General features: G+C 61.4%; 16 protein-coding genes and 1 pseudogene. 11 read left to right on the forward strand and 6 right to left on the reverse strand.

Going from position 1 to position 18,998, the window contains the following annotated elements; all coding sequences use genetic code 11:
* The 5 genes from NKH35_RS28680 to NKH35_RS28700 all read left to right on the forward strand — a co-directional run.
* Positions 1 to 453: transposase (locus tag NKH35_RS28680; RefSeq protein WP_502907005.1), on the forward strand; the 453-nt coding region annotated here is incomplete at its 5' end.
* Positions 454 to 783: 330 nt separating this feature from the next.
* Positions 784 to 1,797: a LacI family DNA-binding transcriptional regulator gene (locus NKH35_RS28685; protein ID WP_023743918.1), complete on the forward strand. Its 1,014-nt coding sequence runs from the start codon at positions 784 to 786 to the stop codon at positions 1,795 to 1,797.
* Positions 1,794 to 3,311: a sugar ABC transporter ATP-binding protein gene (locus NKH35_RS28690; protein ID WP_023712545.1), complete on the forward strand. Its 1,518-nt coding sequence runs from the start codon at positions 1,794 to 1,796 to the stop codon at positions 3,309 to 3,311. The genes NKH35_RS28685 and NKH35_RS28690 overlap by 4 nt, the downstream gene beginning before the upstream one ends.
* Positions 3,311 to 4,363 (forward strand): ABC transporter permease, encoded by a 1,053-nt coding sequence (locus NKH35_RS28695; RefSeq protein ID WP_502907006.1) that lies wholly within the window; start codon positions 3,311 to 3,313, stop codon positions 4,361 to 4,363. The genes NKH35_RS28690 and NKH35_RS28695 overlap by 1 nt, the downstream gene beginning before the upstream one ends.
* A gap of 128 nt (positions 4,364 to 4,491) precedes the next feature.
* Positions 4,492 to 5,475 carry a substrate-binding domain-containing protein gene (locus tag NKH35_RS28700; RefSeq protein ID WP_023689831.1) on the forward strand — a complete coding sequence of 328 codons (984 nt, stop codon included), beginning with the start codon at positions 4,492 to 4,494 and terminating at the stop codon, positions 5,473 to 5,475.
* A gap of 226 nt (positions 5,476 to 5,701) precedes the next feature.
* Here the strand turns inward: NKH35_RS28700 and NKH35_RS28705 are convergent, their stop codons facing one another.
* The 3 genes from NKH35_RS28705 to NKH35_RS28715 form a co-directional block, all read right to left on the reverse strand.
* A complete protein-coding gene (locus tag NKH35_RS28705) occupies positions 5,702 to 8,785 on the reverse strand; it encodes an ATP-binding protein (RefSeq protein ID WP_156937201.1) in 3,084 nt (1,027 codons plus the stop codon).
* 97 nt (positions 8,786 to 8,882) lie between these two features.
* Positions 8,883 to 10,841, reverse strand: a complete 1,959-nt coding sequence (locus tag NKH35_RS28710) for a hypothetical protein (protein WP_352917151.1) — start codon at positions 10,839 to 10,841, stop codon at positions 8,883 to 8,885.
* Positions 10,842 to 10,889: 48 nt separating this feature from the next.
* The gene (locus NKH35_RS28715) at positions 10,890 to 11,516 is read right to left on the reverse strand and encodes a nuclear transport factor 2 family protein (protein ID WP_023734001.1); all 627 of its coding nucleotides are present in this window, start codon (positions 11,514 to 11,516) and stop codon (positions 10,890 to 10,892) included.
* 269 nt (positions 11,517 to 11,785) lie between these two features.
* Between NKH35_RS28715 and NKH35_RS28720 the strand changes: the two genes are divergently transcribed.
* Entirely contained in the window at positions 11,786 to 12,853 is a 1,068-nt protein-coding gene (locus NKH35_RS28720) for a M35 family metallo-endopeptidase (RefSeq protein WP_084023748.1), read from the forward strand.
* Positions 12,854 to 13,171: 318 nt separating this feature from the next.
* Here NKH35_RS28720 and NKH35_RS28725 read toward each other — a convergent pair whose 3' ends face one another.
* Positions 13,172 to 14,008, reverse strand: coding sequence for an SLC5/6 family protein (locus NKH35_RS28725; protein WP_023734003.1), 837 nt, complete (start codon positions 14,006 to 14,008; stop codon positions 13,172 to 13,174).
* A gap of 760 nt (positions 14,009 to 14,768) precedes the next feature.
* Here NKH35_RS28725 and NKH35_RS28730 point away from each other — a divergent pair.
* The 4 genes from NKH35_RS28730 to NKH35_RS28745 all read left to right on the forward strand — a co-directional run bounded on the left by NKH35_RS28730 (position 14,769) and on the right by NKH35_RS28745 (position 16,588).
* Entirely contained in the window at positions 14,769 to 14,924 is a 156-nt protein-coding gene (locus tag NKH35_RS28730; protein WP_023671409.1) for a DUF1127 domain-containing protein, read from the forward strand.
* Positions 14,925 to 15,064: 140 nt separating this feature from the next.
* Positions 15,065 to 15,238, forward strand: a complete 174-nt coding sequence (locus NKH35_RS28735; RefSeq protein WP_023689840.1) for a hypothetical protein — start codon at positions 15,065 to 15,067, stop codon at positions 15,236 to 15,238.
* Between the two features lie 173 nt (positions 15,239 to 15,411).
* A complete protein-coding gene (locus NKH35_RS28740) occupies positions 15,412 to 16,116 on the forward strand; it encodes a Crp/Fnr family transcriptional regulator (RefSeq protein WP_023734004.1) in 705 nt (234 codons plus the stop codon).
* 283 nt (positions 16,117 to 16,399) lie between these two features.
* The gene (locus tag NKH35_RS28745; RefSeq protein ID WP_023671412.1) at positions 16,400 to 16,588 is read left to right on the forward strand and encodes a hypothetical protein; all 189 of its coding nucleotides are present in this window, start codon (positions 16,400 to 16,402) and stop codon (positions 16,586 to 16,588) included.
* A gap of 22 nt (positions 16,589 to 16,610) precedes the next feature.
* Here NKH35_RS28745 and NKH35_RS28750 read toward each other — a convergent pair whose 3' ends face one another.
* Positions 16,611 to 17,351 carry a sulfotransferase family protein gene (locus NKH35_RS28750; RefSeq protein WP_023734005.1) on the reverse strand — a complete coding sequence of 247 codons (741 nt, stop codon included), beginning with the start codon at positions 17,349 to 17,351 and terminating at the stop codon, positions 16,611 to 16,613.
* Between the two features lie 267 nt (positions 17,352 to 17,618).
* Here NKH35_RS28750 and NKH35_RS28755 point away from each other — a divergent pair, with 267 nt between their 5' ends.
* Positions 17,619 to 18,836: an aminotransferase-like domain-containing protein gene (locus NKH35_RS28755; RefSeq protein ID WP_031262270.1), complete on the forward strand. Its 1,218-nt coding sequence runs from the start codon at positions 17,619 to 17,621 to the stop codon at positions 18,834 to 18,836.
* A 49-nt stretch (positions 18,837 to 18,885) separates the two neighbouring features.
* Here the strand turns inward: NKH35_RS28755 and NKH35_RS28760 are convergent.
* Positions 18,886 to 18,998 (reverse strand): annotated as a pseudogene (locus tag NKH35_RS28760) (transposase); the annotation flags it as partial.

The following is an 18,998-nucleotide window of genomic DNA, read 5'->3' on the forward strand; positions in this document are numbered from 1 at the left end:
AGGGCGTTCGATCTCATCGGCTACCTGGAGAGCTGCCGGGAGGAAGTCTGCGAAACGCCTGCCCGGCTGGCACTCAAGAAGGGCGAGCCTGTGAAGATGCGCCTGATCGCCTTGCGCAAATCCGAGGCCGCGGCACAAGAAGCGCGGCGCAAAATCAACAAGGAAGCCAGGGCCAAGGGCAACAAGGTTCAACCGCAGACGCTGATTGCGGCCGGCTTCGTCCTGCTTGTGACCTCGCTTGACCGGGAGGAGTTTCCCGCCGATACGGTCCTCAAGCTCTACCGCATGCGCTGGCGCATCGAGCTCGCCTTCAAGCGCCTGAAGAGCCTGATCGGGCTGCGCTCTCCTCCCGCCAAAGACCCAAGGATCGCAAAGCCTTGGATCCTTGCACACTTCCTCATCGCGCTCGTGACCGAACCCCTCTCGCAGGAGTTGGGTGTCTCTCCCCCTTGAGCGACGGGCGCCCGCTGCTGTGGCGCGCCACCCGCCAGATCGTCGCCTCTCTGATCGCAGCGATCTTCGCTCAACCTCCCTTGGCAACCCTGCGCCACAATCTCCGTGCCTTGCGATATCGCTGGCGTGAGCCACCACGAAAGCGCAAGTTTCAGTCCATGCCAAAGCTATCTTAGCGCCTATGCCCTTGAGGGGGGAGATAAGCCCCGCTAAAAATTTCCATCGAATCGATTGCGCAAACGTTTCGATCACCCTAAGCTCCCTTGAAATCCGCCATCAGAGCGGACGGGAAACGCATAAGGGAGGAGCGCTTGCAGGCGCTGATATGTCTTGCCGACAATGGCTGAAGTGGCGCGGCGCGCCGGCGTGTCGGTGTCGACCGTCTCGCATGTCGTCAACAACACGCGCTTCGTTTCGCTGGAAAAGGCGAGGCTGATCAACGACGCCATTGCCGCCATGGGCTACCAGCCCAACGAGCTGGCGCGCTCGCTGAAGGCCTCAACCACCAACAGCGTCGGCCTGGCGATCTCGGCAATCTCCAACCCTTATTTCACCGACATCATCTGCGCGGTCGAGGCCGAATGCGCACGGCTTGGGCTGATGGTGTTTCTGTCGGATACCCAGGAGGATCCCGACCGCGAACTGCAGGTGGTGCGCGCTTTCCATCAGCGCCGCGTCGACGGCGTCATCCTGGCCCCGTCGGGCTCGCCGCAGCGCGCCATCGATTACCTCGCCGACAAGAAGATGCCATGCGTTCTGATCGACCGTTTCGCCGACGAGCGCTTCGACCAGATCGGCGTCGAGAACGAAACGTCGATGCGCGCGCTGATCGACCATGTCGCCTCCTTCGGCCACAAGCGCATCGGCTATATCGCCGGACAGCCGGGCCTGACGACGACGCGCGAGCGCATCGAGGCGTTCCAGGCTTCGCTCGCCGCCAATGGACTTGAAAGCGTGCCGCACTATCTCTCGGCCGAGAATGTCGACACGGCGGCGGCGACCGCATCCACCCACGCCATCCTGTCGCTGCCGTCGCCACCAACCGCACTGGTCACCGGCAACAACATGACGACGATCGGAGCCGTCCGCGCCATCCGCGAAAAAGGCCTCACCATTCCGGGCGATCTGTCGCTGGCCGGCTTCGACGATTTCGAATGGGCCGATTGTTTCGAACCGCGCCTGACGCTGGTCGCGCAGCCCTGCACCGAGATAGGCAGGCAGGCCGCGGCCCTGCTCAGCGCCCGCATCGCGGCGACCGGTTCCGCGCCGCGTTCGGTGCGGCTGCAGGCGACGCTGCGGGCGCGCGCCTCCTGCGGGAGGCCGACCCACACGAGGCTAACATGACCGCGCCGCTGCTGGTGATGACCGGCGCCGTCAAACGCTTCGGCGGCGTGCAGGCGCTGCGCGGCGTCGACTTCGACCTCAAGGCGGGCGAGATCCACGCGCTGCTCGGCGAGAACGGCGCCGGCAAGTCGACCCTGATGAACCTGTTGTCGGGCGTCTACACGCCGGACGAAGGCACGATCGAGATCGACGGCAAACCCGTGCGTTTCAACAACCCGCGTGAGGCGCAAGCGGCCGGCATCGCCACCATCTTCCAGGAGCTCGACCTGGTGCCGTCGCTGGATGTCGCCGCCAATCTGTTCCTCGGCCGCGAACTGATGCGTCCGGGCGGCTTCCTCGACGTGCCGGCAATGCGCCGCGAGGCCAAGAAGCGGCTGGAAGCCATCGAGATCGCCATCGATCCGGCCGCCATGGTGGCGGATCTGTCGATCGGCCAGCGCCAGGTGGTGGCGATCGTCAAGGCGCTGTCTTACGCCTCCCGCGTGCTGATCATGGACGAGCCGACGGCCGCACTCACCGTCGGCGAAGTCGAGCGGCTGTTCGATATCATGCGCAAGCTCGCCGCCACCGGCGTCGGCATCGTCTACATCTCGCACCGGCTGGAGGAAGTGCCCGGCATTGCCGACCGGGTGACGGTAATGCGCGACGGCCGTGTCGCCGGCATCACCGAGCCGCACGCGCCGCAGGCGGAGCTGGTCAGGCTGCTGGTCGGACGTCCCCTGGACGAGCTCTATCCGCAGCGCGCCAAAGCGGCGGGCAAGCCGCTGCTCAGCCTGAGGAACGCCAGCTTCAGGCTCGCCCGCGATAGCGCCGGCTGGCAGGCGCCGCAAGGCGTTTCGCTCGATGTCCATGAAGGCGAGATCGTCGGCCTGGCCGGCATTATGGGGGCAGGGCGCACCGAACTGCTCTCCGCGCTATACGGCACCGGCCTGTCCGGCCGCTGGGAGGGCGAGGTCGCCATATCGGGCAAGCCGGTGAAACTGGATTCGATCAGTGCTGCCCGCCACGCCGGCATCGCCTTCGTCACCGACGATCGCCGGGGCTCGGGCCTGATGCTGCGCATGGCGGTCGGCCTCAATCTGGTGATGTCGGTCATATCCAGAATCTCGCCGAACTGGCTGGTCTCGCCGCGCCGCCAGGCCGAGGCGGTGAAGGAATCCTTCGGTCAGTTCGACATCCGGCCGAAGAACCCTGATATCGCCGTCGGCGCACTGTCCGGCGGCAACCAGCAGAAGGTGGTGCTGGCAAAAGAAATCCTCGGCAACCCCCGCCTGTTGCTGCTCGACGAGCCGACGCGCGGCGTCGATGTCGGTGCCAAGGGCGAGATCTACCAGCGGCTCAGGGCACTCGCCGCGCAAGGGCTCGGCATTCTGGTGGCGTCCAGCGAGATGCCGGAGCTGATCGGTCTGTGCGACCGCATCGTGGTGCTGCGCCAGGGGCGCAATGTGGCGGAATTTTTGGGCGGCGTCGACGAGCACACGGTGCTGGCCGCGGCTAACGGCAGGGAGGCCTGATGTCTCAGGACAACAACCCAGTGGCAGCGAGCCCGGTGATGGCGGCGCCTCAAAAGCATCGCGACCCGCTGGCGCTCATCGTGCGCTTCCAGAGCCTTATCGGCCTGGTGCTGGTGGCGATCGGCGGCATCATCTTCTCGCCGCGCCGCCATGGCGAGATCCTGTTCCTCAACCCCGACAACATCGCCAACATCGTACGCGCCGTGTCGGAGACGGGCATCATCGCCATCGGCATGACCTTCGTCATCATCACCGCCGGCATCGACCTGTCGGTCGGCGCGGTGCTTGGCCTGTCCAGCGTCGTCACCGCCTCTATGATGATCTCCGGCGGCTTCGGCCTGATCCCCACCATCCTCGCCGTGCTCGCTTTGGGCATCGTCTTCGGCGCCATACAGGGCACCATCTCGACGCGTTTCAGGCTGGAACCGTTCATCGTCACGCTGGCCGGCCTGCAGGCCGCGCGCGGCTTGGCGCTGGTCGTCTCCGGCAACCAGTACATCAACATTTCCTACGGCGAAGGGCCGGGCCTGGCGCCGCCGGTGTTCGCCGTGCTGGGCGAGCGGCTGTTCAACAACACCGTGCCGGTGGCGACGCTTGTGTTCGTCGTCTTTGCCGCGATCGCCACCATCGTGCTCAACACCACGCGCTTTGGCCGCTATGTCTTTGCCGTCGGCGGCAATGAGCGCGCCGCGCGCATATCCGGCGTGCCGGTGGCGATGGTAAAAATCTCGGTCTACGCCATCACCGGCTTTGCCGCTGCCCTTGCCGGCATCGTCCATGCCGGCCAGTTCAATTTCGGCAGCGCCAATGACGGCATGGGCTATGAGCTGACGGCCATCGCCGCCGTGGTCATCGGCGGCACCAGCCTGTTCGGCGGCGCCGGCTCGATGGTCGGCACCGTCGCCGGCACCATCATGCTGGGCGCGCTAGCCAACATCCTGCAGCTCAACAACATCACGCCCGCCATGCAGCTGCTCGCGACCGCCGCGATCATCGTCCTGGCGGCAGTGCTTCAATCCCTCGTTCGCCGCCGCGAGGGGTTGGGTCGTTAGTGCATGTCGCGCAAAAGTGACATCGGTTTTGCGATGACGACATGCACAAACAAACAAGGAGGAGACGGCAACACGTGAACGTCAAACCAAGGTCTGGCCCCCCGGCCAGACGAGGAGGAGAGTGAGTTATGAAAACGACACTAAGAGGATCGACCCTCAAGGCCGTGCTGCTGGCAGGCGCCGGCCTGTGCATTGCAGGCTCCGCTTACGCCGCCGAGCCGCTGGTGAAAGCCTGCGCCAAGGACGGCCAGTTCGTCATCGGCTTTTCGCAGGCCAACAATGCCGAGCCCTACCGCCAGCACGTCAATGACGAGCTGGAGGCGGCCGCCAAGGAAGTGCCTGGTTTCACGCTGCAGATCGCCGACGGCGCCGGCAACGTCAACACGCAGACCTCGCAGGTCGACAATTTCATCACCCAGAAGGTCGACATCCTCCTGATCTCGCCCTTCGAGGCCGCACCGCTGACGCCGGCGGTGAAGCGCGCCATGGATGCCGGCATCCCGGTCATCGAGCTTGACCGCAAGACGGTCGGCGACCCCGGCAAGGACTACACCGCCTTCATCGGCGGCGACAATTTCAAGATCGCCGAGGAAGCCGGCAAATACACCGCCAAGACGCTGCTGCCCGATGGCGGCGAGGCGGCGGTGCTGCAAGGCCTGCCGAGCTCGACGCCGGCCGTCGAGCGCCTCAACGGCTTCAAGGAAGGCGTGAAGGGCAACCCGAAGGTCCAGATCGTCGCCGAGCAGGCCGCCGACTGGGTGCCGGACAAAGCGCAGGTCGCCTTCGCCGCCATGCTGCAGGCGCACCCCGACATCAAGGTGCTCTACGCCTCCAACGACATGATGGCCGCCGGCGCGCTGCTCGCCGCCAAGGGCGCGGGCAAGGACGTCAAGATCATCGGCACCGATGGCCTGCCGGGCCCGGCCGGCGGCATTGAGGCCGTCGCCAAGGGCGACTGGGTCGCAACCTTCACCTACCCGACGGGCGCCAAGGAAGCGATCGAAATGTCGAAAAAGATCCTGCTCGATTGCGCCACCGAGGTGGACAAGACGGTGACGGTGGAGACCACCGCGATCACGGCCGAGAATGCCAAGCAGCTGATGGGGAAGTGAGGGGCGACGCTCAGCACTGAGGTTGAAAGCAAGGCCCCGGGAGGGGCCTTGTTGCGTTGCGGCGAGCTACGGGTGAATGGCCGCTGCCGGCTTTCAGATCAATGCCATCGCTACCCGTAAGCGGACGTTGGTCTGCTTTAAACCGTAAGTTGCGGCTGCGCGGGGATCGTGATGTTGCCGAATCCGCGCTCGTCGAGATTGCCGGCAGAACGTGATGCGTCGTTAATCACTCAATGTCTGCTGCGATGAACCAATCGTTGATCTCCCGCAATTCCGCACGCGCCTCTTCGAATCTACCCTGTGACCGCAATAGCTTTGCCAGACTATTGGTCGCCTGCAACTCCCAACTCCTAGCGCGCTGCTGCCGCGCAAAGGCAATAGCCTCGCGGAAAGAAGCCTCTGCCGCTCTGTCTCCGACTCCATTTGCAAGTTCGATCTCGCCGCGAATGCGAAGCAAGGCAGCTGTAAAGTAATGCTCCCCAATCTTTTCGGCCTCGCGCAGACCTTTCTCGACGGTCTCTGCCGCTATATCGAATTGTCCAGAGTTAATGAAAGCTTTGGCCAGTAAGCCTAAATAACACGATTTGTCGACTTCCTGATCTTCAAGGTCACTCTCGGTCAATGCCATCATATGGCTTCCCACCAGACTGTCATCGAGGCTTGATGCAGCCAAGCCACCAAAAAAGCGCGCCACCCGTGTCCAGAGATTGAAACCGTTTTCCTGCGCTAATGGCAGAAGTTCATCCGCCAGCCGAGCGATATCCCTGCTCTCTTCGCGGAAGGCGAACAACACACACCCGTTTCCCAAGCAGGCGGCCAAGCGATAGGCGGATTGCTGCCGAACGGTCGCCTCCGCCTCGAGGTAGAGTTTCAGCGCTTGACGGCGATACCCCAGAATATGCAAGGTCCACGAAAGGTAGATCATGGCCATACTCGGAAAGTCGCTGCCGACCTCGTCTGCACTGCCCTTGTGGCTGAGAGCGCGCTCAAGATATTGCCGAGCCTCCGCCAACTCACCCTGACAGAACAGACTCATGCCCTTAAACTGCAGACCTATAACGAGCGCGTTTAGGTAGCCGCCCTCCTCGCCGACTCGAATTAATTCATCACTGGCCGCGAGGGCCTTACCAAACTGGCCCGAGTTGAAATGGGTACCGAAAAGCCCGTCGAGTGCCCTAATCGTCGCCTCCAGTTCGCCAAGCTTCCCGCTCAGCGCTATGGCCCGCTGATACGCGGCACTGCCTTCGCCCGTCACGTAGCCGAGCGCAGCGTACAGAACGTCGCCCAGTTCCAGTTCGAAGCGAAGCAACCTGCGGCTACGATCGTCGGAGTCAGGCAAGAGTTTCGCGGCTTCAAGCCCTTTCCTGAAGATACGCACTGCGTCAACTTTCGCCCAAGTCTTGGCGGCCTTCAGCCCTGCCTGCAGCCAGTAGTCAGCGGCGCGATCGAACAGACCGGCGTCGGCGAAATGCTCAGCGAGCACTTCGGGATAGGCAAAGCCCGCGTTGGGGTCGCGCAGCTCGATGCATTCGGCAATCGATTTGTGAATCTGTTGCGCACGTTCGTGCAGCATCGTGCCTCTAGCGGCCTGCTGTAGCAGCACGTGGGTGAACGAAAAGCCTGCTCCGGCCGTCCCTCGCTCGGCTACGATCAGCCCTGTGCGCATCAGCTCACCAACCGCAGCGCGCAACTCCGCTTCAGGCCAATCACAAATTTCGCGCAGCATGTCGAAATCGAATTCGCGGCCGATCGCCGCCGCGACCTGCGCGACTTCCTTGGCGGTCCCCAGCCTGTCGAGACGGGCAAGCAACGAGAACTGCAGAGAGTTTGGAATGTTGTTCGTGAGTGACAGACGCTTGGGCTGCGATACGTCTAGGCGCAACCCTGTTTCGACCACGCTTCGAGTAAGCTCTTCGATATAGAGCGGGACGCCTTCACCGCGATCGAGCACCGCTGCTACGTCAGCAGCGAGCGCATTCGGACTAATGTCATGGACAATCGCTTCAGCGTCCGCTCGGCTGAGCGCTTCAAGCCTGATATGGTGCCCGTCAGGACCGTCGACCCATGGAACGCTTGCGTTGTTCCTGCTCGACACAAGCAAGAGGGCGGGTGTCGAAGCCAGGCTGGCGACGATTTTTTCGAGAAGGTCGCGCGAGGTCGCATCGGCCCATTGCTCATCCTCGAACAAGATCAGGATCGGGGTAGTTCGCGCCAAATAACTGACCAGATCGATGAATGCTTGCTCGGCAATGTTGCGCTGTCGTTCGGCACTTATCCCTTCAAGCCTGTCCGGCATTGTCGTCGGCATCCCGAGCAGGCCTGAGAAGATCGCCAGCGCGATGTCGCTGGACACCGAGCCTATCGACAATCCGTTGCGGAGCTTTCGAAGCTTTTCTTCCGTTGAGTCACCGTCCTCGATCGTTGCAATCCTCTGCAACTCTGCAAGGAATGGATAAAGGGTGCTGTTCTCAAAGGTCGGAGAACATTGCATGGTCAGTTGCGGAAAGCTGCGCAGACGCTGCTGGATTTCGTTGAGCAACCGGGACTTGCCGATTCCCGACTCCCCCGAGACCAACACGGCATTGCCACGCCTGTCGCGCACGACAGTCTCCCAGTGCTCCATCAGCAGTCGCAATTCGGCGTTGCGGCCGCACAGCTTGGTCATACGCGCCCGCTTTGCAAAGCGGGTCGGCACCATGCGCGCCCTTTGCACCTGCCAAACCTGGACTGGCGCGGCGAATCCCTTCAGTTCATGTTTGCCGAACCCGGTGAAATCAACCGCACCGCTTGCGGCCTCGAAGGTCGCCGCGTCGACAAGGATCGTATTCGGCTTGGCCAGTACCTGCAGCCGTGCCGCTAGATGCGCGACGTGACCGAAGGCGACGGTGGATACACCGCTCGGTGCGCCGACGAACTCACCCACCACGACTTGGCCGCTCGCGATACCCATCCTCACTTGCAACGGATATCCCTGATTTGCGGAGATGGTGGCCACCGCATCAACGATCTCGAGCGCGGCCAGCACCGCGAACTCGCTGTCGTCCTCACCAGCTGTTGGATAGCCGAAATAGGCCTGAATAGCATCGCCGATGTAACTAGCCGTCACGCCCTTGCGGCGCCGGACGACGCTGCTGCAGGTCTGTAGAAAGCTCTCAATCAGGTGTTGGAAATCCTCGGGATCCAGGCGGTCGGCATATTCGGTTGACCCCACCATGTCGCAGAACAGGATGGTGAGATAACGCCGTTCCGCAACAGGTTTCGCCGGATTGCCGGGCAAAATGGGGCTAGCCAATGGAACCGGCGTGGTCACGCTCCGGGACCCTCCTTAGTGCGGCGACCATGTAGCACCCAGTCATGTTATCGCAAATCCCGGTGCTCACCAGTCGCTTTCGATCGCGTCAGGTGGTTCATTGAAGCTCGCCACACTGAACATCGGCGTAGATCAAATGGTCTGCCTCGCTAAATGCCGCTTGGCTCTGGTCGAAGCAGAACCGTTTGGGCACCAAACGAACTAAGGTGCGTCGGTTGCATTCACCGGGCAGATCGATCTGGAAGGTGCGCGGCGACATCGACGGCGCCGGATCGCTCCATTTCTTGTGACCAGCAAACGAAACGTTCTCGATCCACAAGCTGGAGCCGGCTGAACCGACTGGACCGGAGATAGCCTCGACGCTGATGCCCTTTGCCTGCTCGATGCTTGGATACTCGCCACTTTGCGGCGGATCCCCGTTTGCCGGAATCGTGCCCGCGCTGACTGCCACATTGATCCTGATATCGTCGCGCTCGGGAACACCACCGTAGCTGTTGCGAAAGGTCCAGCTTAAGCGAAGGACACGCGTCCTGACGTCCTCTCCGGGCGGTGGAGGCAAAACCCGAATCTCGGCATCGGCAAGCGAAGAGCCTTCATCCTGCGCTTCTGGCGCCGGGCAGCGCGTGTAGAGTGGGCGGTAGCCACACTCAGGACCGCCGGCTCCCCACAGACAGTCGCTCAGCTTGCGCCAGTCTTCCAAGCTCAATCGAGGCGTTCCTGAGGACAGGTCATTGCCGGACCCCGGCACCATCCAGGGATGGATGCCGCTGCTGCCGATCGCCCAGTCCGTGCGATGTGCTTCTATGCCGGCGTAGACGGTCTGTTCCTCGTGCAGCTCGAGCAATTGGACCCAGGTTGGCGATGTGACCGCCGGTTCGTACCCGACTGCGTCCGCGGCAAAACGGCGGCCGGTGATTTGTGTGGTAAGCGTGTGGCAGCTTGTGCAGTTTCCGGTCGGATCTTCGACCGTCCTGGCTTGGCTAAGTTCATTGGGATAGGTGCCGGTGTAACCGGAGCCGACCACGCGGAACGGCGCGCCCGGCAACCGCGGTCGGCTCGGTAGAAAATCTCCCAGGCTGAAGGCGGTCGATTTGGAATCGCGGGCTGAACGGAAACCGACCCTGCTCTGTTCAATGTGCGGATCTATCACATAGGGGCTTTTGTTGTCATGGCATGCATGGCACGAGATCTGGAACGTCGGGTCATATATTTTCTCCGCCGCAACCCTTCCGATGTCATCGGAATAGTTGCGCCCGCCTGGCGGAACGAAGGGCTTTGACCAATCGAACTCGCTCCGGTCCTTGCGGCCGTCGAAGAAGATGATTTCTCCGGATTTCCGATTGAACCCGATGGTGCCGAAGACGGAAAATCTCGGATCCGACCGTGTCCAGTAGGGATCGGTGCTGACCTCGTGGCTGATATTGGACTTTCTGCAGAGGAACAGCCATTCCACGTTGCCGCGCACGACCCTTACTGCACGTGAGTTCAGCCCACAGTAGGTTGAGCTGCCAGTTAGCGAAGGCTTGTCGCATCTGGGCAATGTCGCCGTCCATTTCACCACCTCTCCGTTCTCATTGCTGTGCTCGAACTCCAGCGGAGAGCCCGGTTTTGTCGGATTGGGCTTGAGGTCGACGACATTGCCATCAACTTCCAGTGGGATGACCTTCATCTGTGGGCTGCCGCAATCGCCCTCTGGAATAGGACCGAACACCGCCCGCGCTTCATCGCCAGACCTCGTTATGACGTCGGTGCTCTTTGAGGCTGGCGCCCAAAAGATGTCAGGGTTCCATCGCGTAACGGCTTCGGCGAACGCCTTCCCATCGAGTTCAGCGGGAGCGAAAGCGACGCTGCGAGGGCGCAGCGGCTCGAAAGCGGAACTGCCTGGCAATGGTGACGCCGCGCAGTTGCCCGCCTTGCTGCAAATCATGTCGGCCTGATTGGAGCCTTGCCTCTCGCCGGCTCGCGGCGTCGACACGAAAGCTTCATGTCCGATCGTCCCGGACAACAGGAGAAACGCAACGCCGAGGACAGCAGCGATCAGCGCAACAGCACGCATCTCAGCCCACTGGAGCGTGCCAGTGAACCCATGGCCGATCTCTGGGCGTCATCGCTTCTTCGCTGCGACAGAGCCAGCGTCATAGTCAGCGTGGACAGTAAGCGATTGAAATCGCCACATGCCGTCATCGCCCTTTACAACAGACGCGCGGGCATCCGCCGAATAGTCAAGACTCGGTGCCGAAGAGTGGAAGTCCTGCATTGTCACAAGGACTATCGATTTGGTGTTCACCGTCTTGTCGTCAACCACGTCGAACAAGGTGTTGGTCACGAGATGCCGGGTCTGGAGTTTATCGGTTTCCAGTTTCTTAACTATTATTTTCATTTGCACGAGAAGATCATGTGCCGACTCTGGGCCAAGGTCGAGTGTCAGCTCGAGGACACTGCTGCCTGCATCGCAAATCTCATAGTAAGACGATTTAGGTTCCGCAAAGAGGGTGGCGAACGCGGCTGCATTTTTTTCGTCGATCGTCCAGGCGTAGCGGGACAAAAGATCTTGGATTGCCTGACGGTCTTCGGCCGGAGGATTATTATTGACGTTCCAGCCATGAGTAGCCTCTGTTCCACATGAATCAGCCAAAGCAGTGCCGCTGAAAGCAAAACAGAACCCATACGCCAGGGCAAAATACCTCAAAATCGCGCAGACTGTTATTAAGCCTTTCCAACGCTCGCTCATAATGGCCCCCTCGGATGGAGCTTGATGGGAAAGTAGCGGTTCATCTTATACCACGCCAAAAAAGGCGCCAGTGAAAATCGATGTCATTGGAGGCCGGGGATGTCGTATTCCTGAATTTGTGAATTTGTGGTAAGTTGTACTCCCCTGTCTGCAGCAATTTTATTCCTGATTGCCAGATCAGCTGTGGGTGATCCTGGTATGCGTTAGCAAAATAAAAGCTCACGTAGGCGAAACAATAGATTCTAATCGTGGTTACACAGGAGCAAAAAATGCCAAACATTGTTCGAAATATGGTGTTTCTAATTTCAGCCTTTTTTAGTATAGTCCCTTGGGCGTTTGCGCAGCAGAATCAGGAAATTGAGATAGTTCTGCAATCGCGCCTGACTTCTTTTGGAAACGATACCCCACTAATTATTGACTTTACTCTCACGAACCGGTCACGCAGCCCGATCAGACTGCTCAGGTGGACCACGCCGATCGACGGCGTCTCGGGCGAAATTTTTTCAGTAGCGAGAGGGTCGCAGCCAATTCAGTATATTGGCCCTTTGGTGAAGCGAGCAGAACCGACCGAGGCTGACTTTATCAATATCGAACCCGGACAATCGATTTCGGTACCCGTCGATCTGTCATTGTACTACGCCATCTATGAAGCAGGGATCTATGCGGTTACCTATGATACAGAGAGAGTGGGTCTGCTGGTTGGCCCTCAAGGTGCCCTGAGACGCGCCCAGGTTCTGAGCAACGCCGTCACGTTCAGGCTTCTATCCGGTCGAATTCCTCCGGAACGGATACCGCTCTCGGCACCCAAATTCGACCAGTGTGACAGCTCTCAACAGGACGATATTGGCGCTGCGCTGGCGGAAGCAAACAACATAGCCTCGGCTGCGCTGCAGGTTTTGCAGGGCACGCCTTCTGCCCAGCAACCGAATTCCCAACGATATCTGACATGGTTTGGGGCGCATACCGTAGGACTGTACGCGAAGGCCACTGGAAATTTCTCGATGATTGCGGATGCTCTTGCAAACAAAGCAATATCGTTTGGATGTCACGGCAGCCTCTGCGGACCGGGAGTTTATGCGTATGTGTTCCGTGGTCAACCTTATAATATCTTTGTTTGTCAAAAGTTCTGGTCAGCCGCTCTGAAAGGAACGGATTCAAGATCTGGAACGATTGTACACGAAATTAGTCACTTTGAGGTCGTCGTCTTCACAGATGACTATTCCTCTGGTGGTCAAAATACCGCCAAGCTACTCGCGGTTGAAAACCCCCCGCAAGCCACAGAAAATGCCGATAGTCATGAATACTTTGCGGAGAACAACCCGGATCTTCCGATGTGAGGGACACCCAGGCAACTGATCCAGCGTGGATACGGGTGCCGTATTGCCATCAGAAACGAGAAAAGATCACCGAGGGCCGGACACATTGCGATCGCATGGTGAATGTCCGCTATCGCTCCCGCACACCGAAAGCGGTCCGGTCGCTCTCGGCCAAAATGCGACATTCAACTTTCGTCTCGTCCTGTCAGGATTGGGCAAGCCGCCCGCCGGCTGGCTCCGAAATGTAGGATCGAAGTCCTGGGCGCGCATGCTAATGCGGACAACACGAACTGGACCGGTTTGGCAGTGATCCACTGCGCGCGCCAAACCCTGGCCGATTCACGGCGCAGCCGTAAACCCGCACTGCTTCTGTTCCATCTCGATCTGCTTGGTGATGCGGATGGCGTTCTGGGCGTAGGCTTCGGTCACCGAGCCGCTGTTGACGGTCTTGTCCTTCAGCGGGCTGACGGCTGCGCAGAGGTGGAAGACATGCTCGGTGTCGGACTTGGCGGCGCCGTTTTCCGGCGCGATCCAGTAGACGATATCCTGGCCATTGGGGTGTGCCGCGTCCTTCGTCGCCGCGGCCACCGTGGTGGAGTCGGTGGCGATCGCCTGCGCCTGGGCGGCGACTTCGGGCGAACAGGCCGTGGTCGGCTGCCCCGCCTTGATCTGTTCCGCGCAGGTGTTCATGTCATGCGTGTACTGCTCGACCGACGGCGGCTGGTAGCTGACCCCGATCAGCGTCGCCAGCACGGCCAGCACGGCGCCGATGCCGCCGGCGACCTTCTTGCTCTTCGGGTCCATGTTCTTGTCGTTGAGGATCAGGAGAACCAGCGGCAGGAAGGCAATCAGCGTGATGATCGCGCCGAGCTGGTTCTGGACGAAGAACCGGAACGTGTCGGATTCGCGGGCCGGGTCCTTCCTGTTGGCCGCCTTCCAGAGCAGGCTGCCGGCGATGGCGAAGATCGCGATCCCGACCAGGATGCCGATCAGCAGCGGCAGGTTGCCCTGGTCGAATTTGTGCTTGTAGAGCAGTACGATCCCGGCGATCTCGCCGCCAATGGCGATGACCCACGACAGCACGGCGAACAGGCGCAGCCGCGTGGCCCCGGACTTCTGGCCCTGCGTTGCCTGCCAGTCCTTGGTAACGTCTACGGTCGGCTTGTTGTCGGTCATGACCAGATCCCCCGGTATCGACACTTTTGCGGGGCGGCGTCAAAGGCGCCCGGCGCAGCGTCATTGAACGAACGTCGCCTGCCTCGGCGCGAAAGCGCCACGGCAGACCCCATCCTTATTGCGCATGATGGGATTCGTCCATAGCCGAGCGGGCGGACGAGGATGCCGGCGATGGCGCGGAGGAGGGCAGGGCAATCGCATAAGGCGGCGCCAGCCCCACTCCGTCCGCCGCGGCCACCTCCCCCATGTCCATGGGGAGAGGAAAGCCAAGCCCATCAAGGCCGCGACCTCGGTGATTGGCATTTCCTCTCCCTCCGCGGAGCGAGGCAATCGCATATGACAGGTTTGCGCTCTACGAACACCCCACCCTTAATCCCTCCCCACAAGGGGGAGGGAGACTTGGTAGGCGCCGATCGCCGCAAATCGCCTGGGTTCCACGCCAGAAAGGGTGGCTTGCGGCAGCGTTCCCTCCCCCTTGTGGGGAGGGTTAGGGTGGGGGTCCTCTTCGTAAGAACTCATATGTGATCGCCTTGCGCCGACGAAGGGAAGGTGGGTCGCCGAACCCGAGGGAGCGCCATATGCGATCGCCCTGCCATAGGTCGGATCACGCCACCGCGGGAACGCAACTAATTTGTATACAAATGTTTCTGGGCGGCATCGGTTTGTGAAGCGCTTCACCGTTGCCGCGCAATCGATCGGTTACAGAGGCGGCGCAAGAGCGGGCCTGAGGCAGCGCTCTGCTGCTGCATGGAGGTAACCGATGTTTGAAAGTCTCAGCAGAATTCGTGCTGCCCTGGCGCGCGCCAGCAAGCACAGGAAGACCGTGCGCGCACTGAACGCGCTGCCGACGGAGATCCAGAAGGACATTGGCTGGACGGAGTCGAGGTCGATCGATGAGATAAGGCTGCCGTTCTAGCGCCGCATCCAGCGTCGCTAATATATCGCTCGCCATCGATTGTCCGGAAGCGTACAGTATAGCATCGTCGGCCACATCAATGGGCGCTGACGCTTGGGAGCGACCATCGCACTCCTGCCCCGACAGGAGGCATTGGAGCCATGGCGGAGCAACCGAGACAGTCCGGTCTGAGCGCCGAGGCGCTCGCGGCCTTGGCGCGGGAAACCGGCGCCTCCGAGCAGCAGATACAAGAGATCGCATCGCTGATCGGCAACGATCGCTCGTCCATCGTGCGCGAAGCGCGCATGGTTGCGGCTGACCGCCCGAAGCGCTGATCCAGGAAAAAGCTGCTGGATTGATTGATGGGGCGTCGCCCCTGATTTGTCGGTTTTGTACGAAGTACAATGGCTGAATCCGAGTCAGCTATCGTCCAATGACCGTTTGCATTTGGGCAGGGCGCCGACGGCTGGGAGATGACATGTGCTCTTGCCCTTGACGGGAGAGAGCGATGGACCAGTCGGTCAGCAAGGAGAAAAGCGGCCTCTTGCGCCGCATGAACCCGGCCGACTTCGCACTGCTTGCGCCGCATTTGCACCATCGTGTGCTCGATCTCAAAGCCCCGCTCGAAATGGCGGGCGAGCCGGTCGCCTCGGCCTGCTTCCTGGAAAGCGGCCTGGCCTCGGTGGTGGCGAGGAACCGGCCGGGGCTCGACACCGAGGTCGGCATCATCGGCCACGAAGGCATGTCGGGCTCCGCCTTGGTGATGGGCGCCGACTGGGCGCCCCATGATTGCTACATGCAGATGCCGGGCGAGGCGGTGTGCATCGATTCCGAGCCGTTCAAGGCAGCGTTGCAGAAAAGCCCGACGCTTCGCGCCTTCCTGCTGCGCTATGCCCACTACCTGCACGGCCAGACCAAATCCACGGCGCTGAGCAATGCCCGCGCCAAGCTCGAGGATCGGCTGGCCCGATGGCTCCTGATGTGTGACGACAGGGTGGTCGGCCATCAGATCCAGATCACGCATGAGTTCCTGTCCGTCATGCTCGGCGTCAGGCGTCCGGGCGTCACCATCGGCCTGCAGATCCTGGAAGGGCGCGGCCTGATCCGGTCGAGGCGCGGCGAGATCGTCATTCGCGACCGCGATGGCCTGGTCGCCGTCGCCGACGGCTTCTATGGCCAGGCCGAGGCCGAATACGAACGCCTGCTGGGCTGAGCCTGGCACGGGCTGGAAATGGCCGACGCGAATGCCGGTGAAAGCATGTTGCCAGAGCCGCGCCGGCCATTTGCGCCCGTCTGGGGAGAGGCCGCCCGGCAAATCTAGCATCGGCGCAAAAGCGGGCAACGAACCGCAATGGCTTGGTAAAAACCGTACAATCGAATTGTGTTGAACCTTGGTTCGGCAAGAGTATGAATCTGCTGTCGTGACCATGTATAGGGGGCGCTGGCGCCTGAGGCTTCGACAGGCCCGCCAGCCGATGTGAACGGGGAAAACCGAAATGGCAGAACTGCTTTTCGATGTATCCGCCTTCGATTGCGCCATCCTGCGCGCCGCCTTCATCAAATCGGTGATGGAAGACAATGTCCCGGAAAAGCGGTGGCGCGCGCTCGCCGCTTCCCTGGTTCGCGACCTGACCGACCACGAAGACGTCGAGCCGGATCTGCTCGGCTGGATCACGCGCAAGTAGCAATATTCTGACGGTCCGGCGGCTACCCCAGCCACCACCACAGCGCCGCGATCGCCGCAAGCACCGCCGCCACCGACAGCCCCAGCATGATGTAGCTGCCCTTGATGATGTCTCGGATGATCTTCTTCACGCTTTCGCGGTCGTTGAGGTTGGGGAAGGGCTCGTTGGGCAGCGCCACGCCGAGGAAGCCGCAGAGCGGCGCCCAGCCATCGCTGACCTTGAACACCAGAAGCTTCTCCGGCGGCACGGCCGCTATCACCTCCTCGGTGTAGGCGTTGTAGCGCGCCACCGCCTTGGCGCGGTCGTCCATCACGCCGGCAAGCGTGCGGCCCCAGATCAGCCTATGCGACATGTCGCCGAATTTGCGGCCGAACGGCGTCAGCCATTCCAGCACCTTGAACTGCCACAATGTCTCGGTGAAGTGGATGGTGTCGATGGTGCTGTCGTACCAGGCCTCGGCGCCGCGCGGATGCAGCGTCAAAAGCACCTTGGCGTCGGGATAGGCGGCCATCAATTCGCGCCACACGCAGCATCCCGGATTGTCGACCGTCGCCTTGTAGTTGGCAAAGACTTTGGTCCAGTCGTGCTGGGTGCCGGGCGGGCTGTTGGCCACCTTGCGCCAGAAGTCGAGATGGCCCTTGTTGGCCTTGTTGAGGATGACTTCCTGCATGTGATAGCTGGGAAGGCCCAGCCTGTTCAGCGCGGCAAAGGTCGACCATGTGCCGGTGCGGCCGAATCCGGCACCGATGAGCTCAAGCGTCATTTTAACCCCCCTTGTTGAGACCGCTTTTCTTTTTATGCCGGTCCGCTCGGAATGAGGTTGCATCCGCGCCCCTCGGCGCGCAACAATTTTCCCTGTGCAGCGGCCAAAATGTGTTTGCTTTTTCGTCTGGGCCACGCGGAATGAGGGTCTGGCTATTCCAGCGGGTGGGGGAGCCTGATAATAGGTCAGCCAGATTGACCTAATTCGCATGGCCGGAACGGTCATGCTGGACCAGATGCCGTATCCCGGGAGGGGCTCGTGAGTTTGATGGACCTGTTGGCGTCGCGCGCCTCGCGCATGAAGGCGTCGGAAATCCGCGAGCTGCTCAAACTGCTCGACCAGCCCGACATCATCTCCTTCGCCGGCGGCATCCCCGATCCGGCTTTGTTTCCGGCGCAGGCGATCGCCGATGCTTACGCCTCGGTGCTGGGCGGCGCGGAGGCGAGCGCAGCACTTCAGTATCAGGTCTCCGAAGGCTATCTGCCGCTCAGAAAATGGCTGGCCGGCCAGATGGGCAAGCTTGGCATCGCCTGCGACGAGCACAACATCTTCATCACCTCCGGCTCGCAGCAGGCGCTGGATTATCTGGGCAAGCTGTTCCTGTCGCCCGGCGACACAGCGCTCGTGACGTGGCCGACCTATCTCGGCGCGCTCCAGGCCTTCAACGCCTATGAGCCGCGCTACGACCGGCTGACGCCGGATGGCGGCAACATGACGCCGGCCGCCTACCAGGCGGCGGCTGCTGCCCCCTCTACTTTTGCAAAAGAGGGCGGCAAGGTGAAATTCGCCTATCTGGTGCCCGATTTCGCCAACCCGACCGGCGAGACGCTGAACCGCCAGCAGCGCGAGGCGGTGCTCGACCTCGCCGGCGAGCTCGACATTGCCGTCATCGAGGACGCCGCCTATCGCGCGCTGCGCTATGACGGCGAGGGCCAGCCGCCGATCCTGGCGCTCGACTGCGAACGCTCCGGCGGCATCGAAAACGCCCGCACGCTCTATTGCGGCTCGTTCTCGAAAATCCTGTCACCGGGCATGCGCGTCGGCTGGGTCTGCGCGCCGCGCCGCGTCGTCGAGCGGCTGGTGCTGATGAAGCAGGCGTCGGACCTACACAGCCCGTCGATCAACCAGCTGGTCATGCACCGCGTCTCCGAGGCCGTGTATGGCGGCCAGGTGGAAAAGCTGATCGGCGCCTATCGCCAGCGCCGCGACGGCTTGCTTGCGGCACTCGAAGCGGAAATGCCGGATGGCGTCAGCTGGAGCCGACCGGAAGGCGGCATGTTCGTTTGGCTGACGCTGCCCGAGGGTGCGGACGCCACGGCACTGCTCGCCCGCTCGGTCAAGGAAGCCCGCGTCGCCTTCGTGCCGGGCAACGCATTCTACGCCGACGGTTCGGGCCGCAACACGATGCGGATGAGCTTTACGCTCGCAGATGAACGCGCCGTGGGTGAAGGCGTGCCGAGGCTGGCGAAATTGATGAAGAGCTAGGCGCCCTACCTCCCCCTTGTGGGGAGGTCGGTTGTGTGCGTCAAGTTCTGCAAAATGGGGCGGCCATGAAGATGCGCACGACATAGGTGCGCCGGCGGATTTCCTCGTTGAGCCGCTCCAGCATGTTGGTGGACTTGAGGTGCTTGTGATGCTGACGCGGCA

Source organism: Mesorhizobium sp. M1143, assembly GCF_040318435.1.
Taxonomy (GTDB): Bacteria; Pseudomonadota; Alphaproteobacteria; order Rhizobiales; family Rhizobiaceae; genus Mesorhizobium.

Coding starts and splice junctions, on each gene's coding strand:
- NKH35_RS28735 (WP_023689840.1), top strand. CDS start 15,065: ATGGCGGAGCAACCGAGACAGTCCGGTCTGAGCGCCGAGGCGCTCGCG.
- NKH35_RS28710 (WP_352917151.1), bottom strand. CDS start 10,841: ATGCGTGCTGTTGCGCTGATCGCTGCTGTCCTCGGCGTTGCGTTTCTC.
- NKH35_RS28695 (WP_502907006.1), top strand. CDS start 3,311: ATGTCTCAGGACAACAACCCAGTGGCAGCGAGCCCGGTGATGGCGGCG.
- NKH35_RS28720 (WP_084023748.1), top strand. CDS start 11,786: ATGCCAAACATTGTTCGAAATATGGTGTTTCTAATTTCAGCCTTTTTT.
- NKH35_RS28715 (WP_023734001.1), bottom strand. CDS start 11,516: ATGAGCGAGCGTTGGAAAGGCTTAATAACAGTCTGCGCGATTTTGAGG.
- NKH35_RS28700 (WP_023689831.1), top strand. CDS start 4,492: ATGAAAACGACACTAAGAGGATCGACCCTCAAGGCCGTGCTGCTGGCA.
- NKH35_RS28740 (WP_023734004.1), top strand. CDS start 15,412: ATGGACCAGTCGGTCAGCAAGGAGAAAAGCGGCCTCTTGCGCCGCATG.
- NKH35_RS28690 (WP_023712545.1), top strand. CDS start 1,794: ATGACCGCGCCGCTGCTGGTGATGACCGGCGCCGTCAAACGCTTCGGC.
- NKH35_RS28730 (WP_023671409.1), top strand. CDS start 14,769: ATGTTTGAAAGTCTCAGCAGAATTCGTGCTGCCCTGGCGCGCGCCAGC.
- NKH35_RS28725 (WP_023734003.1), bottom strand. CDS start 14,008: ATGACCGACAACAAGCCGACCGTAGACGTTACCAAGGACTGGCAGGCA.
- NKH35_RS28750 (WP_023734005.1), bottom strand. CDS start 17,351: ATGACGCTTGAGCTCATCGGTGCCGGATTCGGCCGCACCGGCACATGG.
- NKH35_RS28745 (WP_023671412.1), top strand. CDS start 16,400: ATGGCAGAACTGCTTTTCGATGTATCCGCCTTCGATTGCGCCATCCTG.
- NKH35_RS28755 (WP_031262270.1), top strand. CDS start 17,619: ATGGACCTGTTGGCGTCGCGCGCCTCGCGCATGAAGGCGTCGGAAATC.